Origin of the sequence: Rhodovibrio salinarum DSM 9154, from assembly GCF_000515255.1 — a bacterium.
Classification (GTDB): domain Bacteria; phylum Pseudomonadota; class Alphaproteobacteria; order Kiloniellales; family Rhodovibrionaceae; genus Rhodovibrio; species Rhodovibrio salinarum.
The window spans coordinates 2,822,164-2,842,514 of sequence record NZ_KI911559.1 but is presented as its reverse complement, the minus strand read 5'-3'; the positions used below and the strand labels follow the sequence as shown (position 1 = coordinate 2,842,514).

At 66.8% G+C, this 20,351-nt stretch carries 21 protein-coding genes and 1 tRNA gene; 17 read left to right on the top strand and 5 right to left on the bottom strand.

Annotation, left to right across the window (positions count from 1 at the left end; translation table 11 throughout):
- Positions 1-289: 289 nt before the first annotated feature.
- Positions 290-1,384, top strand: a complete 1,095-nt coding sequence (locus RHOSA_RS22445) for a LysM peptidoglycan-binding domain-containing M23 family metallopeptidase (RefSeq protein ID WP_037258387.1) — start codon at positions 290-292, stop codon at positions 1,382-1,384.
- 124 nt (positions 1,385-1,508) lie between these two features.
- On the opposite strand, the gene RHOSA_RS0113165 is transcribed toward RHOSA_RS22445, so the two are convergent.
- Positions 1,509-2,375, bottom strand: coding sequence for an ATP-binding protein (locus RHOSA_RS0113165; RefSeq protein ID WP_027289034.1), 867 nt, complete (start codon positions 2,373-2,375; stop codon positions 1,509-1,511).
- A 156-nt stretch (positions 2,376-2,531) separates the two neighbouring features.
- Between RHOSA_RS0113165 and yajC the strand changes: the two genes are divergently transcribed.
- From yajC to RHOSA_RS0113145, 4 genes are all read left to right on the top strand, one after another.
- Entirely contained in the window at positions 2,532-3,005 is a 474-nt protein-coding gene (yajC, locus tag RHOSA_RS22440; protein ID WP_081728718.1) for a preprotein translocase subunit YajC, read from the top strand.
- A 206-nt stretch (positions 3,006-3,211) separates the two neighbouring features.
- Positions 3,212-4,777 carry a protein translocase subunit SecD gene (gene secD / locus RHOSA_RS25780; protein ID WP_027289033.1) on the top strand — a complete coding sequence of 522 codons (1,566 nt, stop codon included), beginning with the start codon at positions 3,212-3,214 and terminating at the stop codon, positions 4,775-4,777.
- A gap of 25 nt (positions 4,778-4,802) precedes the next feature.
- Positions 4,803-5,768, top strand: coding sequence for a protein translocase subunit SecF (gene secF / locus RHOSA_RS25775; protein WP_027289032.1), 966 nt, complete (start codon positions 4,803-4,805; stop codon positions 5,766-5,768).
- 72 nt (positions 5,769-5,840) lie between these two features.
- Positions 5,841-6,215 carry an Mth938-like domain-containing protein gene (locus RHOSA_RS0113145; protein WP_027289031.1) on the top strand — a complete coding sequence of 125 codons (375 nt, stop codon included), beginning with the start codon at positions 5,841-5,843 and terminating at the stop codon, positions 6,213-6,215.
- A gap of 253 nt (positions 6,216-6,468) precedes the next feature.
- On the opposite strand, the gene RHOSA_RS0113140 is transcribed toward RHOSA_RS0113145, so the two are convergent.
- Positions 6,469-7,065: a superoxide dismutase gene (locus tag RHOSA_RS0113140; RefSeq protein ID WP_027289030.1), complete on the bottom strand. Its 597-nt coding sequence runs from the start codon at positions 7,063-7,065 to the stop codon at positions 6,469-6,471.
- A gap of 200 nt (positions 7,066-7,265) precedes the next feature.
- On the opposite strand from RHOSA_RS0113140, the gene RHOSA_RS0113135 reads away from it, so the two are divergent.
- A complete protein-coding gene (locus RHOSA_RS0113135; protein ID WP_027289029.1) occupies positions 7,266-8,111 on the top strand; it encodes a phytoene/squalene synthase family protein in 846 nt (281 codons plus the stop codon).
- A gap of 20 nt (positions 8,112-8,131) precedes the next feature.
- Here the strand turns inward: RHOSA_RS0113135 and trmFO are convergent, their stop codons facing one another.
- Positions 8,132-9,550, bottom strand: coding sequence for a methylenetetrahydrofolate--tRNA-(uracil(54)-C(5))-methyltransferase (FADH(2)-oxidizing) TrmFO (gene trmFO, locus RHOSA_RS0113130; RefSeq protein ID WP_051432129.1), 1,419 nt, complete (start codon positions 9,548-9,550; stop codon positions 8,132-8,134).
- Between the two features lie 77 nt (positions 9,551-9,627).
- Here trmFO and RHOSA_RS0113125 point away from each other — a divergent pair, with 77 nt between their 5' ends.
- On the top strand, positions 9,628-10,008 hold the full coding sequence (locus RHOSA_RS0113125) for a RidA family protein (protein ID WP_027289027.1): 381 nt from the start codon (positions 9,628-9,630) through the stop codon (positions 10,006-10,008).
- 126 nt (positions 10,009-10,134) lie between these two features.
- Here RHOSA_RS0113125 and RHOSA_RS0113120 read toward each other — a convergent pair whose 3' ends face one another.
- On the bottom strand, positions 10,135-10,947 hold the full coding sequence (locus RHOSA_RS0113120; RefSeq protein WP_215905005.1) for an enoyl-CoA hydratase: 813 nt from the start codon (positions 10,945-10,947) through the stop codon (positions 10,135-10,137).
- Between the two features lie 106 nt (positions 10,948-11,053).
- Between RHOSA_RS0113120 and RHOSA_RS0113115 the strand changes: the two genes are divergently transcribed.
- From RHOSA_RS0113115 to RHOSA_RS0113085, 7 genes are all read left to right on the top strand, one after another.
- Positions 11,054-11,485, top strand: a complete 432-nt coding sequence (locus RHOSA_RS0113115) for a PaaI family thioesterase (protein WP_027289025.1) — start codon at positions 11,054-11,056, stop codon at positions 11,483-11,485.
- Between the two features lie 220 nt (positions 11,486-11,705).
- On the top strand, positions 11,706-12,170 hold the full coding sequence (rplM, locus tag RHOSA_RS0113110; protein ID WP_027289024.1) for a 50S ribosomal protein L13: 465 nt from the start codon (positions 11,706-11,708) through the stop codon (positions 12,168-12,170).
- Between the two features lie 5 nt (positions 12,171-12,175).
- Positions 12,176-12,673: a 30S ribosomal protein S9 gene (gene rpsI, locus RHOSA_RS22435; RefSeq protein ID WP_037256318.1), complete on the top strand. Its 498-nt coding sequence runs from the start codon at positions 12,176-12,178 to the stop codon at positions 12,671-12,673.
- 207 nt (positions 12,674-12,880) lie between these two features.
- Positions 12,881-13,915, top strand: coding sequence for an endonuclease/exonuclease/phosphatase family protein (locus RHOSA_RS0113100; protein ID WP_027289022.1), 1,035 nt, complete (start codon positions 12,881-12,883; stop codon positions 13,913-13,915).
- A gap of 86 nt (positions 13,916-14,001) precedes the next feature.
- Positions 14,002-15,048: an N-acetyl-gamma-glutamyl-phosphate reductase gene (argC, locus tag RHOSA_RS0113095; RefSeq protein WP_027289021.1), complete on the top strand. Its 1,047-nt coding sequence runs from the start codon at positions 14,002-14,004 to the stop codon at positions 15,046-15,048.
- A 41-nt stretch (positions 15,049-15,089) separates the two neighbouring features.
- Positions 15,090-15,644, top strand: coding sequence for a gamma carbonic anhydrase family protein (locus tag RHOSA_RS0113090; RefSeq protein ID WP_051432128.1), 555 nt, complete (start codon positions 15,090-15,092; stop codon positions 15,642-15,644).
- Between the two features lie 112 nt (positions 15,645-15,756).
- Positions 15,757-16,749 carry a YheT family hydrolase gene (locus RHOSA_RS0113085; protein WP_027289019.1) on the top strand — a complete coding sequence of 331 codons (993 nt, stop codon included), beginning with the start codon at positions 15,757-15,759 and terminating at the stop codon, positions 16,747-16,749.
- A gap of 28 nt (positions 16,750-16,777) precedes the next feature.
- Here the strand turns inward: RHOSA_RS0113085 and hemB are convergent, their stop codons facing one another.
- A complete protein-coding gene (hemB, locus tag RHOSA_RS22430) occupies positions 16,778-17,758 on the bottom strand; it encodes a porphobilinogen synthase (protein ID WP_037258380.1) in 981 nt (326 codons plus the stop codon).
- 512 nt (positions 17,759-18,270) lie between these two features.
- On the opposite strand from hemB, the gene RHOSA_RS22425 reads away from it, so the two are divergent.
- The 3 genes from RHOSA_RS22425 to RHOSA_RS22420 all read left to right on the top strand — a co-directional run bounded on the left by RHOSA_RS22425 (position 18,271) and on the right by RHOSA_RS22420 (position 20,350).
- Positions 18,271-19,131, top strand: coding sequence for a DUF1194 domain-containing protein (locus RHOSA_RS22425; RefSeq protein WP_051432127.1), 861 nt, complete (start codon positions 18,271-18,273; stop codon positions 19,129-19,131).
- Positions 19,132-19,203: 72 nt separating this feature from the next.
- Positions 19,204-19,278, top strand: a tRNA-Glu gene (locus RHOSA_RS0113070).
- A gap of 142 nt (positions 19,279-19,420) precedes the next feature.
- Positions 19,421-20,350: a cytochrome c oxidase assembly protein gene (locus RHOSA_RS22420; protein WP_081728717.1), complete on the top strand. Its 930-nt coding sequence runs from the start codon at positions 19,421-19,423 to the stop codon at positions 20,348-20,350.
- Position 20,351: the final 1 nt, after the last annotated feature.

The window sequence follows — 20,351 nt, the reverse complement described above, 5'->3', positions numbered from 1 at the left end:
GGCCTTGCCTTTGATTCTGGCTGTCGTCTGCGTGCTCGGTGTTTCCAGCTGCACGCGTTCGGGGCCGCCTGCGCCGGTCGTTTACGGCAGCGGCGGACCTGGGCAGAACGAGTCGGCGGGTCGCGCGTCCTCCGGCAACACGTCGCAGAGCGGCCGGCAAAGCAGTCGACAGCGCAGCCGGCAAACCATCGATCGTTCCGGCCGGTCCAGCGCCCCGCGCGAGACTCGCCAGCGCGATACCGGCAGCCGCCAGGCGAGCCAAGCGCAATCCCGGCGTACGAGCAACGACGTGAACTGGGTCCCCACCGGGCGCGCCGGCATTCACACGGTGCGCAAGGGCGACACGGTCTACGGCCTGGCGCGGCGGTATCAGGTGCCGATCCGCGCGATCATCGACGCCAACGACCTGCAGCCGCCCTATACGCTGTTCGTCGGGCAGGAGGTCCGCATCCCGGTGCCGCGCCGCCATGTGGTCGAGCGCGGCGATACCGTCTACGGAATCTCCCGGGCTTACGGCGTCGACATGAGCGAACTGACGCGTCTGAACGACATTCAGCCCCCCTACCAGATCGCGCCGGGCGAGGTGCTGGTGATCCCTGGGCCGGGGCGCGAGACGTCGCCGACTCGCACCGTCGACAGCCAGGAAAGTGGGTCGCAGACGGCAAACACGCGGACTTCGGAAGAGGCAGAGCCAGCGCGGAAAGCGCCGCGCACGCAAACCTCTGAGCAGCCCTCGTCGGCGCCTGAGACCAGGACCTCCGCGTCAAGTGCGGATACAAGAGCCCTCGCCAGCTTGCCGGATGCGCCGGCGGGCACGCCGCGCCCGCCAACGCCGCCAGAAGCCAAGACCGCCGGCGCGTGGCAAACACGTACTGCCGATGCGTCCTCGCCCCCGTCATCGTCGGCCCCGAGTTCGGCATCGCAACAGTCCAGCACCCAGCGCGCTTCCGCGCCGCAGCCGAAAAGCATTCCGCAGCCGCCTCCACGGGCGCAGTCGCGTTTCCTTTGGCCCGTGCGCGGCAGGGTGCTGTCCAAGTTCGGCCCGATGGATGGCGGGCTGCACAACGATGGCATCAACATCGCCGCGCCTGCCGGCACGCCGGTCAAGGCTGCGGAAAATGGCGTCGTGGCCTACGTCGGTAACGAGTTGCGTGGCTTCGGCAACCTGCTGCTGATCAAGCACGCCGATGGGTGGGTCACGGCCTATGCGCATACCCAGGAGATCCTGGTTCGTCACGGCCAGCGGGTCCGGCGTGGTCAAGCCGTTGCCCGCGTTGGCGCGACCGGCGCGGTCAGCCAGCCGCAGCTCCACTTCGAGGTGCGCAAGGGCTCCAAGGCCAAGGATCCGGCGCAGCTGTTGGGTAGCCAGCAAGCCCAGCGGTAGCGGTCAAGCGCAAGCTCCCTGACCAGAATGATGTTTTTTAATACCAGGGATTTAAACGGTAAACATCATCCAGGTCTGGTCTGAGTAGCCGTGTCGAAAGAAGCCCTGAGGGCCACGCTGCGTCTCAGTCGAGTCGTTTGCCCTGCCGCCCGGCCAGATCCTGGATGTACTGCCAGGCCACCCGGCCCGAGCGGGCGCCGCGGGTGGTCGCCCATTCCTTCGCCTCGGCGTGCAGCGTCTCGCGATCGAGGTCGAGGCCGTAGCGCTCGGCGTAGCCGTCCACCATCGCCAGGAAGGTGTCCTGGTCGCAGTTGTGGAAGCCGAGCCACAGGCCGAAGCGATCGGAGAGCGAGACCTTCTCCTCCACCGCCTCGCTCGGGTTGATCGCGCTGGAGCGCTCGTTTTCGATCATGTCGCGCGGCATCAGGTGCCGGCGGTTGGAGGTGGCGTAGAACAGCACGTTATCCGGCCGTCCTTCGACCCCACCTTCGAGCACGGCTTTGAGCGACTTGTAACTGCTGTCCTGCATGTCGAAGGACAGGTCGTCGCAGAACAGCAGACATCGCCGCTCAGATCCGGCGAGGCCGTACAGCAGCCGGGGCAGGGAGGGGATCTCCTCGCGGTGGATCTCGATCAACGCCAGCGGCGCCCCGTCGAGGGTCGCATTGACGGTGGCATGGACCGCCTTCACCAGCGACGATTTGCCCATGCCACGGGCGCCCCACAGCAGCGCGTTGTTGGCGGGCAGCCCCCGGGCGAAGCGTTCGGTATTGGCGTAGAGCTGGTCGGCTTGACGGTCGACGCCGCGCAGCAGGTCGAGTTCCACGCGGTTGACCCGGGGAACCGGCTGCAGCGTCTCCCACTCGGCATGCCAGACAAAGGCATCCGCACCCGTCGGCTCCAGTGTGCTGGCCGGCGGGGGGCTCATGCGCTCTAGCGCTTCGGCGATACGGGTGAGGATCGGCAGCTGGGGATCGGCGTCGGTTGGCATGGCGATTCCGGAAATTGGGTGACGGGTCAGCACGTCGCGCTCGGACGCTAGCGGGGGCCTGTCAGGGCGTCAATTTGCGCGGCCTGGACGCTCATTGCATTCCGTCGCTTGGCCGTTATAGTCCGCGCAAATTCGCGTTCTTGAGAGGGAGATTCCATGCTCATCAGTCCGGCCTACGCGCAGGCTGCCGGCGGCGAAGGCGGTGGACTGCTCGTGCAGCTACTGCCGATCATTCTGATCTTCGTGGTCTTTTACTTCCTGCTGATCCGCCCGCAGCAGAAGCGCATGAAACAACACCGCGACATGGTCGCCAACCTGCGTCGCGGCGACAAGATCGTCACGAGCGGCGGTCTGATCGGCCAGGTCACGAAAGTCGTGAACGAGAACGAGATTCAGGTCGAGGTCGCCGAGGAAGTCCGGGTGCGCGTGGTTCGGAACAACGTGCAGGAAGTGCTGTCCAAGACCGAGCCGGCCCAGGGTGAGGGCGGCCAGAAGCAGTCGGCCGCCAACGACCAGGGTGGCGCCAAGGGGATGCTCGGTAAGCTCCTGGGCGGCGGCCAGTCGGCTGGTCAGTCCGGCGGCACGGACTCCGGGAAGTCCTCCTCCGGCGGCGGCCAGAATAAGAGCTAGTCTCCCGCCCCTGCTGTTGCGCGCGGTCGGTCCATTGCCGACCGCGCGATCAGGCGCTCCGCGAGGCCGCGTATATCAGTGCCGCCAGCCTGGGCATGAAACGGCCGATGTCGAGCATGTCCCGACGCGCGAGCGATGCGCCTGAGCCGACCTTTCGGGCCCGGTCGTTCGACACGGGCCTCAACGGAACCTAGAGAACCGACCCGATGCTTCAGATACCGCTCTGGCAGAAAGTGCTGATCTTCCTGGTCCTGCTGGTGGGCGTGCTGTTCGCGGCGCCGAACCTGGTCAGCCAGGAGCGCGCCCGCAGCCTGCCGGACTGGGTGCCCAACCAGCAGATCAACCTGGGCCTGGACCTGCAGGGCGGCAGTTATCTGCTGCTGGAGGTCGAGACCGATGCGGTGATCGACGACCAGCTGAATAATCTGGTGGATACTCTGCGCGAAGAGATGCGCGGCCAGCGTATCGGCTACCGCAGCCTGGGCGTGGCCGATGGGGCGATCAGCTTCACCCTGACCGATCCGGCCAACGCCGGTCAGGTCGAGCAGATTGTTCAAGACCTGGGCCAGCAGATCACGATCGACATTGCCGACAACGGGCAGGCGACGGTCGACCTGACCGACCAAGCCCGTCGGGAGCGGGTGTCGAACGCGGTCAGCCAGTCGATCGAGATCGTCCGCCGACGGATCGATGAGACCGGCGTGCGCGAACCGACGATCCAGCGTCAGGGCGACGCGCGCATCGTTGTGCAGTTGCCAGGCATCAACAATCCGGAGCGGATGAAGGATATCCTGGGCAAGACCGCGCGCCTGACCTTCCGTCTGGTCGATCAGGACGCACGGGTGGGCGGCGATGTCCCGCCGGGCTCGGAGGTGCTGCCGTCGGACGAGGCGGGGCCGGAAGGGCAGCCGACGCGTCAATATGTGGTCCGCAAGCGGATCATGGTATCGGGCGAGAACCTGACGGACGCGCAGCCGACCTTCCAGCAGGGACAGCCAGTCGTGTCTTTCACGTTCGACACGGTGGGCGCCAAGCGCTTCGGCGAGACCACGCAGGAGAACGTGGGGCGGCCGTTCGCCATCGTGCTGGACGGTAAGGTGATCTCCGCGCCCGTGATCCGGGAGCCGATCCTGGGCGGGCAAGGCGTGATCTCCGGGGACTTCACGGTTCAGGAGGCCAACGATCTGGCGCTGCTTCTGCGCGCGGGTGCGCTGCCTGCGCCGCTAACGGTCGTCGAGGAACGCACGGTCGGCCCCGGGCTGGGCGCTGATTCGGTGCGCGCGGGCGAGTTCGCCGCGATCCTGGCGCTGGTCGCCGTGGTCGTCTTCATGGTGGTGTTCTACGGCATGTTCGGCGCGCTCGCCGACGTGGCCCTGATCGCCAACCTGATCCTGATCATGGGGGCGCTGTCCGGCCTGCAGGCGACCCTGACGCTGCCCGGCATTGCAGGCATCGTGTTGACGCTCGGTATGGCGGTCGACGCCAACGTGCTCGTGTTCGAGCGCATCCGTGAAGAGCAGCATAACTTCAAGAAGGTGCTCTCCGCGGTCGACGCGGGCTACCGCCGGGCGCTGACGACGATTTTCGACGCCAACATCACCACCCTGATCGCGGCGATGCTGCTGTACTACTTCGGCTCGGGGCCGGTGCGCGGCTTCGCGGTCACGTTGGCGATCGGTTTGGTCACCTCGATGTTCACCGCGATCATGGTCACGCGCCTGATGGTCGCTGGCTGGCTGCGCCGTTCGCGCGCGCAGACCCTGCCGATCTAACAGGCGCACAGGAGCGAGCGAGACGATGGCACTGGTCAAGCGCTTCCCAACGGAGCCGCGCTTCGATTTCGCGGGCAAGCGGCGTTTAACGCTGCCGTTTTCGGGCGCGCTGATGGCGTTGTCCCTGATCGCGATCCTGGTGATGGGGCTGAACTTCGGCGTCGACTTCCGTGGCGGCATCCTGCTGGAGGTTCGCACCAAGGCCGAAACCGCCGATATCTCCGGCATCCGCGACGAGATGAACGCGCTCAACCTGGGCGATGTGACGATCCAGCGGTTTGGCGAGCCCGATACCGTGCTGATGAACGTCCAGGAGCAGGAAGGCGGGGCGGAAGCCCAGCAGGCGGCGATCGAGCAGATCCGAAGCGAACTCGACGCCCGCGTGGCCGATTGGCGGCGTGTGGAATTCGTCGGTCCCAAGGTGGGTGAGGAACTGAAGCAGGCCGGTATCCTGGCGACCGTGCTGGCGCTCGGCGCGATGGCGCTCTACATCTGGTTCCGGTTCGAATGGCAGTTCGCCGCTGCCGGTCTGGCCGCGCTGGTGCACGACGTGGTCGCGGTGCTTGGCTTCTTCGCGGTGACCCAGTTGGAATTCAACCTGGGCACGGTCGCCGCGGTGCTGACGATCGCCGGCTATTCGATCAACGACACGGTGGTGATCTTCGACCGGGTGCGCGAGATCCTGCGCAAGTACAAGCGCAAGCCGATGCCGGAACTGCTCAACATCGCGCTGAACTCGACGCTCAGCCGGACCTTGTTGACCTCCGGCACCACGCTGGTGGCGCTGATCGCGCTGGCGATCTTCGGCGGTGCGGTGATCCGGTCCTTCACCTGGGGGCTGATCTTCGGTGTCGTCATCGGCACCTATTCCTCGGTCGGTTTCGCGGTACCGCTGTTGACGCTGTTCGGCGTCAAGCCGTCGACGGTGGCGGTCACGCAGGAGACGGACAAGGAAACGGCTGCGCGCGTGAGCGGGCAGGGCGGCAGCTAGACGCCGCCCCGCCTGCGGGCCACCTCTTCCCGAAGGTCGAAGGTTCCGCAAGGCCGACAGGAGACCGCCACGATGGACGTCACGCCCGAAGTCCCGCAGGGCAAGCAGATCGTGCAAAGCTACGGCGATGGCCGTTTCACGATCTCCGGCGAGGTGTACGAAGGGTCGGTGTTGGTCTTCCCGGACCGGGTCGTCCCCTGGCCGGTCAGCAGCTTCGATGAGGTGACGCTGGAAAGCTTGCAGGCGGTTACCGCCGAGGACGCCGACGTCGGCGTCCTGCTGCTCGGCTGCGGTCAGCGCATGCAACTGGTCACGAAAAACCTGCGCGATCCCGTGCGCGAAGCGGGCGTGGTGATCGAGCCGATGGATACGGGCGCGGCTGCGCGTACGTTCAACGTGCTGTTGATGGAAGAACGCCGGGTCGCGGCCGCGCTGTTGGCGGTATAGCAGTTCTTCCGGCCCAGATTGGAGCGCACCAGCCTTCCGTGCTGAGCCCGCCCGTCAGGGTCGGCCGGAGCGCGTCGATGGGGCAGGCCGCACGGCCTGGCGCCGGCGACATCCGAGCAGCCGATGGCATCCTTCGACCGGAGTTTATGCGCCCGGGTTAGGATAAGCCTGGGCAAGAGGTATGAGGTCGACGAAAAAGGGCCGCCCTGCGCTGCAGGACGGCCCTGATGCTTTGCCCGTGTGAGCCGGCCGCTTACTTCATGCGGCTGGCAACGGTTTCCCAGTCGACCAGATTGTCGAGGAAAGCCTTCACGTAGTCGGGACGGCGGTTGCGGTAATCCAGGTAGTAGCTGTGCTCCCAGACGTCGACGCCGACCAGCGCGTGGTCGCCGAAGCACAGCGGGTTCACGCCGTTGGGCGTGCCGTAGATCTTGAGGGCGCCGCTGCCGTCCTGGACGAGCCAGCCCCAGCCCGAGCCGAACTGGCCGACGCTGGTGTTCACGAACGTCTCGCGGAACTGATCCCAGCCGCCGAAGGCGTCTTTGATCGCCTTCTCGACCTCGCTCGGCAGCTTGGTGCCGCCGCCCGGCTTCATCGACGGCCAGAACAGGTCGTGGTTCCAGTGCTGCGAGGCCTGATTGAAGATCTTACCCCGGGACTCGTCCTTGTAGGTCTTCTTGACGATGTTCTCGAGGCTCTCGTTCTCGAGGTCGGTGCCCTCGATCAGGCTGTTCAGCGTCGTGACGTAGGCGTTGTGGTGCTTGCCGTGGTGGTACTCGAGCGTCTCGGCGGACATGTACGGCTCGAGCGCGTCCTTGGCATAGGGCAGGTCGGGTAGCTGGAAAGCCATCGCGCTTTTCTCCCTCCTCAAGCTTTTGTCATTTGGCGCATGGAAGGCGGACGCCGGGCGAGTATTCGGTGGCGACCGCCGCTACTCCCTACATAGGCAGGACAGGGCGCTTGTTAACCAGCCCGCAGCGGAATCTGTTTGTGAAGTTTCCTTGGTCGGGCTTGGCGCGCGGGTGTGCGTCAGCTATCTCGCTGCCCGTCATGGCCGATGCATCCGACCAACTATCCTACTGCGCCGAGCAGATCCGCGCGAACGATCACGACCGGTTTCTGACCTGTCTGTTCGCGCCAGCGGGCGCGCGTGAGGACCTGTTCGCCCTCTACGCGTTCAACCTGGAAATCGCCAAGGTCGCCGAGGTGGTGAGCGAGCCGATGGCCGGGCAGATCCGCATCCAGTGGTGGCGCGAGGCCCTGGATGGGCTCTACAGCGGCGCGCCGCGCAAGCACCAGGTTGCCGAGCCGTTGTCGGCGGCGATCCGCCGGCACGACCTCAGCCGCGATTTGTTCGAGCGCTTGCTGGACGCGCGCGAGCGCGATCTCGACACCGATCCGCCGGCGACGCTGGAAGACCTGGAAGGCTACGCCACCGAAACCTCCGCCACGCTCGTGGAACTCGCCTGCGAGGTACTGGGCGTAAGGGACGAGGCCAGCCGGACGGCCGCCCGGCACGTTGGCATCGCGCACGCGCTGGTCGGCCTGGCCCGCGCGGTGCCGTTCCACGCCACCCAGCGGCGGATGATGTTGCCAGGCAACCTGGCCTGGGAATACGAACTGGACCCGCACGATCTGTTCGAGCTGCGTCAGCCTGCGGCGGTGCGGCCGGTGGTGCGGGAGATGGCGACCCGCGCGGGGGAGCACTTGGGCAAGGCGAAGGCCGCCCGGCCGCCACGCAAGGCCGTGCCCGCGCTGCTGCCGGCGACCCTCACGCGCCGCTACCTAAGCCTGCTGGACGCCCACGACCACGACGTGTTCGCGCCCAAGGTCCAGACCCCGCCGCCGGGGCGCCCCTGGCGCCTGCTGTGGGCGAATGTGCGCGGGCGGTTTTAGGCCGGAGGCACAGGGACGCCTTACTCAGCCGCCGCCTGGGCCGGATCGCGCGCTAGCCAGGCGTCCAGCGCCTCCAGCGCGCGGCGGGAGAGCATTGGCTTCTTATCCTTGCGCTTGATCTTCTTCTGGCCGGCGGGCGGCTGAATCTCCGGCAGTAGGCCGAAGTTGATGTTCATCGGCTGGAAGGTCTCGGGATCGCCGCCGCCGGTGATGTGGGTCAGGAGCGCGCCCAGCGCGGTCGCCTCCGGGGGTGGGCTGTGCGGTTCGCCCAGCCGCTCGGTGGCGGCGAAGCGCCCGGCGAGCAGGCCGATCGCGGCACTCTCGATGTAGCCCTCGACGCCGGTGATCTGTCCGGCGAAGCGCAGGCGCGGTGCCGCTTTCAGGCGCAGGTGCGCGTCCAGAACCTGCGGCGAGTTGATGAAGGTGTTGCGGTGCAGACCGCCCAGGCGCGCGAATTCCGCCTCCTCCAGGCCGGGGATCAGGCGGAAGATCTCCTTTTGCTGCTTGTAGCGGATCTTGGTCTGGAAGCCGACCAGGTTGTAGAGCGTCCCCAGCGCGTTGTCCTGGCGGAGCTGCAGGACGGCGTAGGGGCGTTCGCCGGTGCGTGGGTCGGTCAGGCCGACCGGCTTCATCGGCCCGAAACGCAGTGTGTCGCGCCCGCGCGCCGCCATGATCTCGACCGGCAAACAGCCCTCGAAATAGGGCGTGTCCTTTTCCCAGGTCTGGAACTTGGTGGTCTCCGCCTCCAGCAGCGCGTCGATGAAGCGCTCGTACTGCGCCTGGTCGAACGGGCAGTTGATGTAGTCGCCTTCGCCCGCCGCGTGCTTCGCCCCGTCGTTGCCGTCCTTGTCGTAGCGCGACTGGAACCAGGCTTTGTCGAAATCGATCGTCTCCTTATAGACGATCGGCGCGATCGCATCGAAGAAGGCCAGATAGTCCGCACCCGAGAGTTCCTGAACGGCTGTCGCCAGCCCGGGGGCGGTCAGCGGTCCGGTGGCGACGACCACGCTGTCCCAGTCCGCCGGCGGCAGCGCGTCGATCGCCTCGCGCCGGACCTCGATCAAGGGGTGATCGCTCACCGCCTGCGTAACGCTGTCCGAGAAGACGTGCCGGTCGACCGCCAGCGCGCCGCCGGCCGGCAGGCGCGCGCGGTCGCCCGCGGCCAGGATCAGGCTGCCGCAGCGGCGCATCTCTTCGTGCAGCAGGCCGATCGCGTTCGTTTCCGGATTGTCGGAGCGGAAGGAGTTGGAGCAGACCAGCTCCGCCAACCCCTCCGTCTGGTGGGCGTCGGTCTGCCGCTCGGGGCGCATCTCGTGCAGGATCACCGGCACGCCGCGGTTGGCGAGCTGCCAGGCGGCCTCGCTGCCGGCGAGTCCGCCGCCGATCACGTGGACGGGAGTTTGGACGGCTGCTTGGGTCTGCTTCGGGCTCAGGGTCATGGGCGGAGAGATAGACGCGCACGCGTGCAGGCACAAGGTTCCAGCCGACGCGCGTGCGTGGCAGACTACATCGTGTCATGGAACGTCTGCGTGATCCTGAACTCGACACTGGCACGACGCCGCTGAGCCATGCGGTGATCGACGACCGCTATGTCTTCGTCAGCGGCCTGGTCGTCGCCGACACGCCGGCGGCTGCGACGGCCCTTGGCGACGTGGCGACCGAGACGCAGGCGGTGATGACCGCGCTGGCTACGCTGCTCGGCCGGCTGGATCTTTCGCTTGCCCACGTCGTGCGGGTGACCGCGCACCTGCGCGATTTGGCCGAGATGCCCGCGTTCGACCGCGCCTACGCGGCGTTCTTTCCGAACGGGCAGTATCCGGCGCGCACCTGTGTCGAGGTTGCGCGCCTGGTCGGCGACTGCCGGGTCGAGATCACGGCGACCGCGCGCCGGCACTGACGGTTACGGCTGCCCCCAACACCGCATATCGCGGGGCAGCCGCCTGGGGCGGCAGCAGCCGTGGAGGACGGGCGTGTGTGAGAACGCTCGACCCAGGTGTTCTCCCAAACCTCAGCGCGCCGCGCGCTACGCGCCCTTCCACTCCGGCGTACGCTTTTCCAGAAAGGCGTCGATGCCCTCTGCCGCGTCGCGCGCCAGCATGTTCTCGGTCATCACCTGGGCGGTGTGGCGGTAGGCCTCGTCGAGCGACTGGTCGAGCTGCTCGTAGAACGCCCGCTTGCCGATCTTAAGCACGTGCGGCGACTTGGAGGCGACCGCTTCGGCGTATGCGGTGACCCGCTCTTCCAGGGCCTCGGCATCGACCGCCTCGTTGACCAGGCCCCAGTCGGCGGCAACCGGAGCGCTCACCAGCTCGCCTGTCAGCAGCATCTCCATCGCGCGCTTGCGCGGCACGTTGCGCGACAGCGCGACCATCGGGGTGGAGCAGAACAGGCCGATGTTGACCCCGGGTGTGGCGAAACGCGCGGATTCCTCGGCGACTGCCAGATCGCAGGTGGCAACCAGCTGACAGCCGGCGGCGGTGGCGATGCCGTGGACCTTGGCAATCACGGGCTGGGGCAGGTGGGTGATCGTGCTCATCAGCTGGCAGCAGGTTTCGAACACCTCCTCGTAGAAGGCGCGGTCGGTGCGGCTGCGCAGCTCCCGCAGGTCGTGACCGGCACAGAACCCCTTGCCGGCGCCCTCGACGATGACGCAGCGGATCGTGGTGTCCTGGCCGATCGCCTCCAGCGTGCGGGTCAGCGCCCGCATCATCTCCAGGGAGAGTGCGTTGTAGGCCTTCGGCCGGTTGAGTGTGACCCGGGCGATTGTGCCTTGGTCCTCGCGCAGGACAAACTCGTTGTCCTGGGCCGCCGGCATCGGCTGGCTGTCATCGGGCATGCCGCGTCTCCTCCACCACGGGTGTTGTGTTGCGGGCCTCGGCCGGTCCGCTTTCTGGTCGAAGCCGACCATGCCATAAGATGGGACCGGGGAGGAACGCGAACAGATGAGCCGAATATCCAATACCGATCTGCAAGAGCTGATCGACACGCAACTGCCCTGGGTGCGCGCGATGGGCATGACGGTGGAAACGATGGAGGAGGGGCGGTGCAGGGTGCGCCTGCCGCACCGTGACGAGCATTTGCGTCCGGGCGGGACGGTCAGCGGTCCTGCGATGATGGGGCTGGCGGATTATGCCATGTACGTCGGCGTCTTATCCGCGATTGGGCGGGTGGAACTTGCAGTCACCACCAACCTGTCGATCAACTTTCTGCGCCGGCCGCAGCCGGCGGCAATCCTGGCGGACTGCCGGATGATCAAGGTCGGCCGCCGGCTGGCCTATGGCGAGGTGTTCCTGAGCGCCGAGGGGGCGGAGGACGAGGGACCGGTTGCGCACGTCACCTCGACCTACTCGATTCCGCCTGATCGGGCCGATTAAATTTGGGGTATCTGAACACCGTTACTATAACTCACTGTTTTTCCGGTGTTCTTGGCGACGGTTCGCGCTTGTTTGTGTTGACAGGCGCGCGACGCACCCCTACAACCCGCCGCAGTCACGCCGCCGAACGCCGGGGACGTGCCCGTATGGCATGTCGTCTCCGGCGCACGGCGCCTCGACACCCGAACATCCACCCAATGGCCACGGGCGATCTACGATCATGAAGACCTACAACGCCAAGCCGGCCGACGTCGAAAAGACGTGGCACGTGGTCGACGCTCAGGACGTCGTGCTCGGGCGGCTCGCCGCCAGCATCGCGATGATCCTGCGGGGCAAGAACAAGCCGACCTTCACCCCGCACGTCGATTGCGGCGACAACGTTATCGTCGTCAACGCCGACAAGGTGCGCATGACCGGCAAGAAGCGCACCCAAAAGACCTATTACTGGCACACCAACCATCCCGGCGGCATCAAGTCCCGGACGGCCGATCAGATCCTCTCCGGCAACTATCCGGAGCGGGTGATCTACAAGGCGGTCGAGCGGATGCTGCCGAAGACCAAGCTGGGCACCCAGCAGCTCAAGAACCTGCGCGTCTACGCCGGGCCGGAGCATCCGCACGACGCCCAGCAGCCGCAGCAGCTCGACATCGGGTCGATGAACCCGAAGAACCGTAGGAGCGCGTAATCGCGATGGCGCAGGAAGAAGAACAGACCCTGAGCGACTTCTCCGAGCTGAGCGGCGCTGCCGCCCCGGGCGTGGGCGAGAGCGAGGCGCCGCTGCCGGAGCCGAAGATCGACGGTCATGGCCGCTCGTACGCCACCGGCAAGCGCAAGGAGTCGATCGCGCGCTGCTGGATCAAGCCGGGTAGCGGCAAGGTCACGGTGAACGGGGCGGATCTGGCTGCCTACTTCGTTCGTCCGGTGCTGCGCATGATGGTGATGCAGCCGCTGGCGGCGGCCGGGCGCGACAACCAGTTCGACGCCTACATCACCGTTACCGGCGGTGGTCTCACCGGCCAAGCCGGCGCGGTCAGCCACGGCCTGTCCAAGGCCCTGACCCGCTACGAGCCGGCGCTGCGTCCGGTGCTCAAGCAGGGCGGCTACCTGACGCGCGACGACCGCAAGGTCGAGCGTAAGAAGTACGGCCGCAAGAAGGCCCGCCGCAGCTTCCAGTTCTCCAAGCGCTAAGCGGCGCTGCCGCCACGTGCTTTGGAGGCGCGACAAACGCCCCGTCACGACATGTTCGTGGCGGGGCGTTTTCGTATGCGCACAGTGCCTGCGCGACCCATGCCCCCCAAACCCATGTGCAATGTCATCAAGCTTTGATGCACCGGTGGCGGGATCATCCGGTATTCTTGGGATGCCATTATTCCTGGGGATGGGAGGACCGGTGCCATGGCCCCCTTGCGGATCGCGACCTTCAATCTGGAAAACCTGAGTGTCGACCCGGCGGATGACCGCGACCCCACGCTAGACGACCGGATCCCCGTGTTGCGTCCGGCGTTGCAGCGCCTGGAGGCGGATGTGATCTGCCTGCAGGAGATCCATGGCCACCGCGAGGGCGATCAAGGTTCTTGGACCCTGGACGCGCTTGACCGGCTGATCGCGGGGACGGACTACGCGGCGTTTCACCGCGCGGCGACCTGGAAGGGGAACGATGCGGCGCAGGGGGCCGCCTATCAGCGGAATCTGGTGACGCTCAGCCGCTACCCGATCGTCGAACAGCAGCAATACCTGAACGATCTCACGCCCGCGCCCAGCTGGCGGCCGATCACGGCTGTAGACGACGACGGCGACCGCCCGGAGACGCGCGATTATAGCTGGGAACGGCCGGTGTTACGGGCGCGCCTGGACCTCAGCGCGATCGCGGGCCAGAACCGGCAGTTGGATGTGCTCAACCTGCATCTGAAGTCCAAGCTGCCCACGGCTGTGCCGGGCCAGCAGGAAACCTGGTACCGCTGGAAGACCGCCCGCGGGTGGGCGGAAGGCTACTACATCTCTTCGATCAAGCGGGTCGGGCAGGCGATCGAAGTGCGCACGCTGCTCGACCAACTGTTCGAGGCGGCCGCGCAGGAGGGCCACGACGCCTGGATCGCCGTCTGCGGCGATTTGAATGCGGACATCGAGTCCGTACCGGTCCGCGCGATCCTCGGCGCGGTCGAGGATCACGGTAATACCGAGTTGCTGGGTCAGGTGATGGTGCCTTGTGAGCGCACGGTGCCGGACAGCAAACGGTTCACGCTCTACCACCACGGCATCGGCAACATGATCGACCACATCCTGGTTAGCCGGTCGATGATTGCGCACTACCGCGACACGCAGGTGCACAACGAGCTGCTGCATGACGAAAGCGTCGGCTACGCCTACGATTCCAAGTATCCGGAAAGCGACCACGCGCCGGTGGTGGCGCATTTCGACCTCGACGGTTAAGCCGCCGCCCTTTCCCGTTGCCAGGGGCGTGCGCTAGAACGCACGTCCAACCGCAACGGCGACCACAAGAAGGGCGGAACGGCATCATGGCGGACAAGCTGAAAATCGGCGTGCTCGGGGCGAGCGGCTATACCGGCGCGGACCTGGTGCGCCTGCTGGCGACCCATCCGAACGCCGAGATCCGTGTGCTGACCGCCAACCAGCAGGCCGGCCAGCCGATGCGCGCGGTCTATCCCCACCTGGGTGGGCTCGATCTGCCGGATTTGGTGAAGTGGGAAGACGCCGACTGGTCGGGTCTCGACGTCGCCTTCTGCGGTCTGCCGCATGGCACCACGCAGGAGATCGTGGCGCAGATGCCGGACCATCTAAAGGTGGTCGATCTGTCGGCCGACTTCCGGCTGCGCGACCCGGACGTCTATGCCGAATGGTACGGCCACGAACACCGGGCCCTGCAGCTGCAGGAGCAGGCGGTCTACGGCTTGACCGAACTGAATCGGGATGCCGTGACTGGTGCGCGGCTGGTGGCTTGCCCGGGGTGCTATCCCACGGCCGTGCTGCTGGCGCTCGTGCCGATCGTGCAGGCTGGGCAGGTCGACGCCGGCGATCTCGTGATCGACGCCAAGTCGGGGGTTACCGGTGCCGGGCGCAAGGTCGCTCAGCAACTGCTGTTTGCCGAGGTGGGCGAGGGCATCCATCCCTACGGCGTCGCCAAGCACCGTCACGCCCCTGAGATGGAGCAGGAGATCGGCCTGGCCGCCGGCGGGCGTCCGGTCCACGTTTCCTTTACCCCGCACCTGATGCCGATGAACCGGGGCGAGCTGGTCAGTTGCTACGTCCGGCTGAGCGACGGCGAAACCGCAGACAGCCTGCGTGCCCGCCTCGCCGAACGCTACGCCGGCGAGCCGTTCGTGCGGGTGCTGGAGCCCGGCGAGAGTCCAGCGACCCGCAACGTCCGCGGCTCCAACTATGCGGTGATGAACGTCTTCGCCGACCGCATTCCGGGCCGGGCGATCGTGATCTGTGCGATCGACAATCTGGTGAAGGGCTCGAGCGGCCAGGCGATCCAGAACATGAACCTGATGACCGGGCTGCCGGAGACGACCGGCCTCGGTCAGCAGCCGCTGTTCCCTTAAGCGCATCCCCTTTCACGGACATCTCGATAGCGAGGCGCGCCATGACCGGTACCATCCTGAGCTTCAACGGCATCACGCCGAAGATCGCCGATGACGTCTTCATCGCGCCGACCGCGGTCATCATTGGCGACGTCGAGATCGGGCCCGGCAGCTCGATCTGGTACGGCTGTGTTGTGCGCGGCGACGTCAACCGCATTCGCATCGGCGCGCGCACCAACGTCCAGGATGGGACGGTGATTCACGTCAACCACGATCCCAAGGGCAGTTACCTGGAGACGGGTGGCGGTACGCCGACCCACATCGGTGACGATATCACGATTGGCCACATGGCCCTGATCCACGCTTGTACGATTGAAAGCGGTGGCTTCATCGGCATGAACGCCACGATCATGGACGAGTCGGTGGTAGAAGGCGGCGCGATGGTCGCCGCCGGCGCGCTCCTGACCCCGCGCAAGCGCGTGCCTGGAGGCGAGCTGTGGAGTGGCAGCCCGGCCAAGAAGATGCGGGAACTGACCCAGGAAGAGCGCGACTACATTCCCTATAGCGCCCAGAACTACGCTCGCCTGGCGGCCGAGCATCTGCGCCAGCACGGCTGAGTTTGGCCGGGGTGGTCGGAGTTGTGTGCGCTACCTAGCTCGTGGGTATGAGTTCACGCAGGGACCACGGTACCCGTTTCGACCGACCGTACGTACGAGCAGCCCCAACCCGATGACCGCCCACGCCGTTTCCGACCTGCCGCCCTTCCGTCCGCGTCCGCCGTGGCTGACCGGCGACTTGCAAACGCTGCGCAACTTCCTGCTGCGTCCCCGGATCGATCTCAGGCCCTGGCCGGGGGAGCGTCTATGGTTGCCGGTATCGGGTGGGGATCAACTAGCTGCCAGCCTGCACGCACGCGACTGGCTGGGCGAACAGCCGCTGGTGGTATTGATCCACGGATTGAGCGGCTGCGAAGATTCGGTCTACGTCCGCGCCAGTGCGCGCTTTTGGCTATCGCTCGGCCATCCGGTGCTGCGGCTCAACCTACGCGGCAGTCAGCCGTCGCGTCCGCGCTGCCGTGGCCACTATCACGGTGGGCGCAGCGAGGACCCGTACGCGGCCCTGGACGCTCTGCTGTCGCGCGAACGCGCGGCGGCACGCCAGGGGCTGGTGCTGGTCGGCTATTCGCTGGGCGGGAATGTGCTGATCAAGCTGGTGGCGGAAGCCGGCCGGCGATTGCCAGTGCGCGCGGCGGCAAGCGTGTCGGCCCCGATCGATCTGGAGGCGACGTCCCAGCGCTTCCACGCTCCACGCAACCGCGTCTACCTGCGTTGGCTCTTGGGCTTGCTGAAGCGGGAGGCGACGGCGCCGCCAGCCGAGCTCAGCGACGCCGAACGCCAGGCGATCGCGCAAGCGCGCACGGTGCGCGAGTTCGACGACCGCTTCATCGCGCCCCGCTTCGGGTTCGACGGGGCGGCCGGCTATTACCGCGACTGTTCCGGACTACGTTTCCTGCCCGATGTCGAGACGCCGCTCATCGCTCTCCACGCGGATGATGACCCCTGGATCCCGGACGCGGCGTATGCCGAGGCCGCCCGGGTCGGGAACCGCAATGTGCGCGTCCATCTGACACATGGCGGGGGCCATGTCGGCTTCCACGCGATCGACGATACCCAGCCCTGGCACGACCGCGCGATCCACGCGTTCATGGGCGAGGTTGGGTAGACGCCTGTCTTGGAGGTCCGATGCCTCTCTACGGCCGGTCGTACCAGCCTTTGTTCAGCTGTTCGGCAACCTCGACCGCCAGGTAGGTCAGGACGCCGTCGGCGCCCGCGCGCTTGAAGGCAAGCACGCTTTCCAGGGCGACCTTGTCGTTGTCCAGCCAGCCCTGCTGGGCAGCGGCCTTGAGCATCGCGTATTCGCCGGAGACCTGATAGACGAAAGTCGGCGCGCGGAAGGCCTGTTTCACCCGGTGCACGATATCGAGGTAGGGCATGCCCGGCTTGACCATCAGCATGTCGGCGCCTTCCTGCAGGTCGAGCTCGACCTCCCGCAGCGCCTCGTCGGTGTTGGCCGGGTTCATCTGGTAGGTCGCCTTGTCGCCGGTCAGCGCCCCGCCGGAACCGATCGCGTCGCGGAACGGGCCGTAGAACGCGCTGGCGTACTTGGCGGCATAGGACATGATCTTGACGTCGGCGTAGCCCGCGCGGTCGAGCGCGGCGCGGATCGCGCCGACGCGGCCGTCCATCATATCGCTGGGCGCGATGATGTCGCAGCCGGCCTGCGCCTGCACGATCGACTGCTGGATCAGCGCATCCACCGATTCGTCGTTCAGGATTTCGCCGTCGTACACCAGCCCGTCGTGGCCCAGGGCATTGTAGGGATCGAGCGCGACGTCGCAGATCACCCCGATGTCGGGGACCTGCCGCTTGATCTCGCGTACTGCCCGACAGACCACATTGTCCGGGTTCCAGGCTTCATCGCAGTCGGGCGTCTTCTTGTCGGACTCGACGTGCGGGAAGATCGCGATCGCCGGGATGCCGAGTTCCTTAGCATGCGCGACCCGCTCGACCAGCCGGTCGATCGACCAGCGGTAAACATCTGGCATCGAGGGGATCGGCTGTTCGACGTTCTCGCCTTCGGTGACGAAGACGGGCCACAGCAGGTCGTTGACGTTCAGCTTGGTCTCCGCCGTCATCCGCCGGACCCAGCGGGTCGAGCGGTTGCGGCGCATGCGCACGGTGGGGTAGGCGCCGGCCGGGTAGCCGGGGGCGACCTCGGCGCTTGCCGCCGGGCCGGGGCGCGGGGCGGTGCTCTCGGCACTGGCCGCGTGCGGCGCGCTCGCTAGTTTGTGACCAGCATTGCGCCGCGCGGCCGGGCTTTCGCCGTGCTCGGCGTCAGGGCGTCCGCCGCGGCGGACGGCGGGATCGGACTTCGGGTGTTCCATCGACAGGCTCGCTCGCGCGAATTCTTGTTGCAGGCGGCCCAGCGACGGACGGAATGCCCGGGGTCGAAGCCGCTCTTATTCGAGCGATCCTAAGTACCCCGTGCCCGCCCAACAACCCCGGTCCGCATTGCTAAGTGCGGCGTGTGCGCACGGGAGCGGGCAAGGCGCCTGCGCCAGGCGAGGAGGACATGCTGCGGAAAAGGCGAGTGTGGCCAAGGATGACGTGAGTAGGAGAGTGCTCCCAGTGGTCGTAGCTCGAGCCCATTCCGCATCTGCGGGGTTCGTCGTACACTCTCTGGATGACCGTCGGCCGCGGGCCGGCTGCCCGCCGATGGCGATATCTGCGGGCGGTCGCGTGCGTCACTGCCGTCCTGGTGAGCGGCCTCCTGGGAGGTGCGCTGGTCAAGCCGCGTCCAGGTCTGGCCCAGACGGCCCTGACGCAAACGGCGGTTGAGTTGGAACTGGTGCTGGCGGTCGACGCTTCCTCCAGCGTTGATCAGGCGGAGTTTGTCTTGCAGATGCAGGGATTCGCGCGCGCGTTCCGCGATCCGGACGTGCTGGCGGCGCTGCGCGCGGTCAACGGCGTGGCGGTGATGTTGATGCAGTGGGCCTCGACCAGTCGGCAAAGCGTTGTGGTTCCCTGGACCCTGCTGCGGGGAGAGGCCGACGCGCACGAGTTTGCGGCGGCGCTCGCCAGCGCGCCGCGACAGGTCCGTGCCGGGGGTACCAGCATCGCGGCGGCGTTGGATGCCGGCTATGCCGCGTTGGCCGGCAACGCCTATCTGGGCCGGCGCCAGGTGATCGACCTGTCCGGCGACGGGCGGGCCAACATGGGCGCGCGACCGAGCCGGGCCCGTGACCGAATCGCTGCAACGGGGGCGACGATCAACGGTCTGGCGATCCTGAACGAGGAGCCAGCGCTCGATCGCTATTACGTCGATTACGTGATCGGCGGGCCGCGCGCCTTTCTGATCACGGCGGTCGATTACGAGAGCTTCGCCCAGGCGATTAAGCGCAAGCTGATCCGCGAGATCACCGGCGCCCAGATGGTCCAGGCGCCGGGCGGGCCTGCCGGCGCCGACGCGCCGCGGACCGAGTCGTCCCGCCGGTTCGCCGCGCCAGCCATGGGCCCCGTGGCTCCGCCCGCCCACGTGCACTAACCGTATGACTTTCCTTGCATCGCGCGCGCACGTGCGGTACATCGCCCATGGCGTTGTCAGACGCCCTGTCGTGTCCCCATCGTCTAGTGGTTAGGACACCGCTCTTTCAAGGCGGAGACCGGGGTTCAACTCCCCGTGGGGACACCACTCTCTATCCTCGTAAATCTGGTTCTTTGCGGTCTTGGGTCGGGTTTCCTGTCGTCTGCTCGGGTGGGGCAGGGGTTCTGCAAGGTCACCTAGCGGGGCCGTGGGATTTGACGCGTCACCGCCGCTGGCCTAGGCCTCTGTCATGGCTCTGACCGCCCAAGCCAAGCATCCCGTTGCCCCGCGGCCGCGCGATGCGGTCAGTGCCGGCGTTTACGCGGCGATCCTGCTGGGCGGTGTGGGGCTGTGGTACGTCGCGCGGGCCTATCCCGCGGACATGCCGGCGGTTGGGCCCTATACCTTCTACTGGCCGGTCTGGTTGGCGACCACGTTGAGCGCCTTTTGGTATCTACGCGGTCTGCGCAGCCTGGCGCCCGAACGGCGGCCGGCGGTGTGGCGGCGGCTCATGTTCCTGCTCGGTCTGCTCGCGCTCTACGCGGCGGTGCATACTGGATTCGAGTACGTCGCCCAGCGGATGTTCTTCCTCAACCGGGCGCAGCACGTGGTCATGCACCATCTGGGCCCGCTGCTGCTCGCGTTGAGTGCTGCGGGGCCGGTGATTCTGGCCGGCGGGCCGCGCTGGCTTGCGCGGCTGTGCGCGCACAGCCGCGTTCAGACGGTGTTCCGCTGGGTGCAGCAGCCAGTCATTGCCGGTGTGCTGTTCGTCGGCCTGTTCTTCTTCTGGCTGATCCCGCCGGTGCACTTCGTCGCGATGCTCGACCCGTTGTGGTACCGGGTGATGAATTGGTCGATGATCCTGGATGGGATCCTGTTCTGGGCGCTGGTATTGGACCGGCGGCCGGCGCCACCGGCGCGCACCGGCTTTGCGGCGCGCGCGGTGTTGGCGGTGGCTGTGATGTTCCCGCAGATCGTGGGCGGCGCGTTGATCACCTTCGCGCCGATGGACCTGTTTCCCTATTACGCCTTCTGCGGCCGCTTGTATCCGTCGATCGGGCCATTGACCGACCAGCAATACGGCGGCCTGATCATCTGGCTGCCCCCGGCGATGATGAGCGTGATCGCGCTGTTGGTCGTGCTCGCCAATCTTCGCCGGGCGGAAGCTGCCGGCCGTTAGC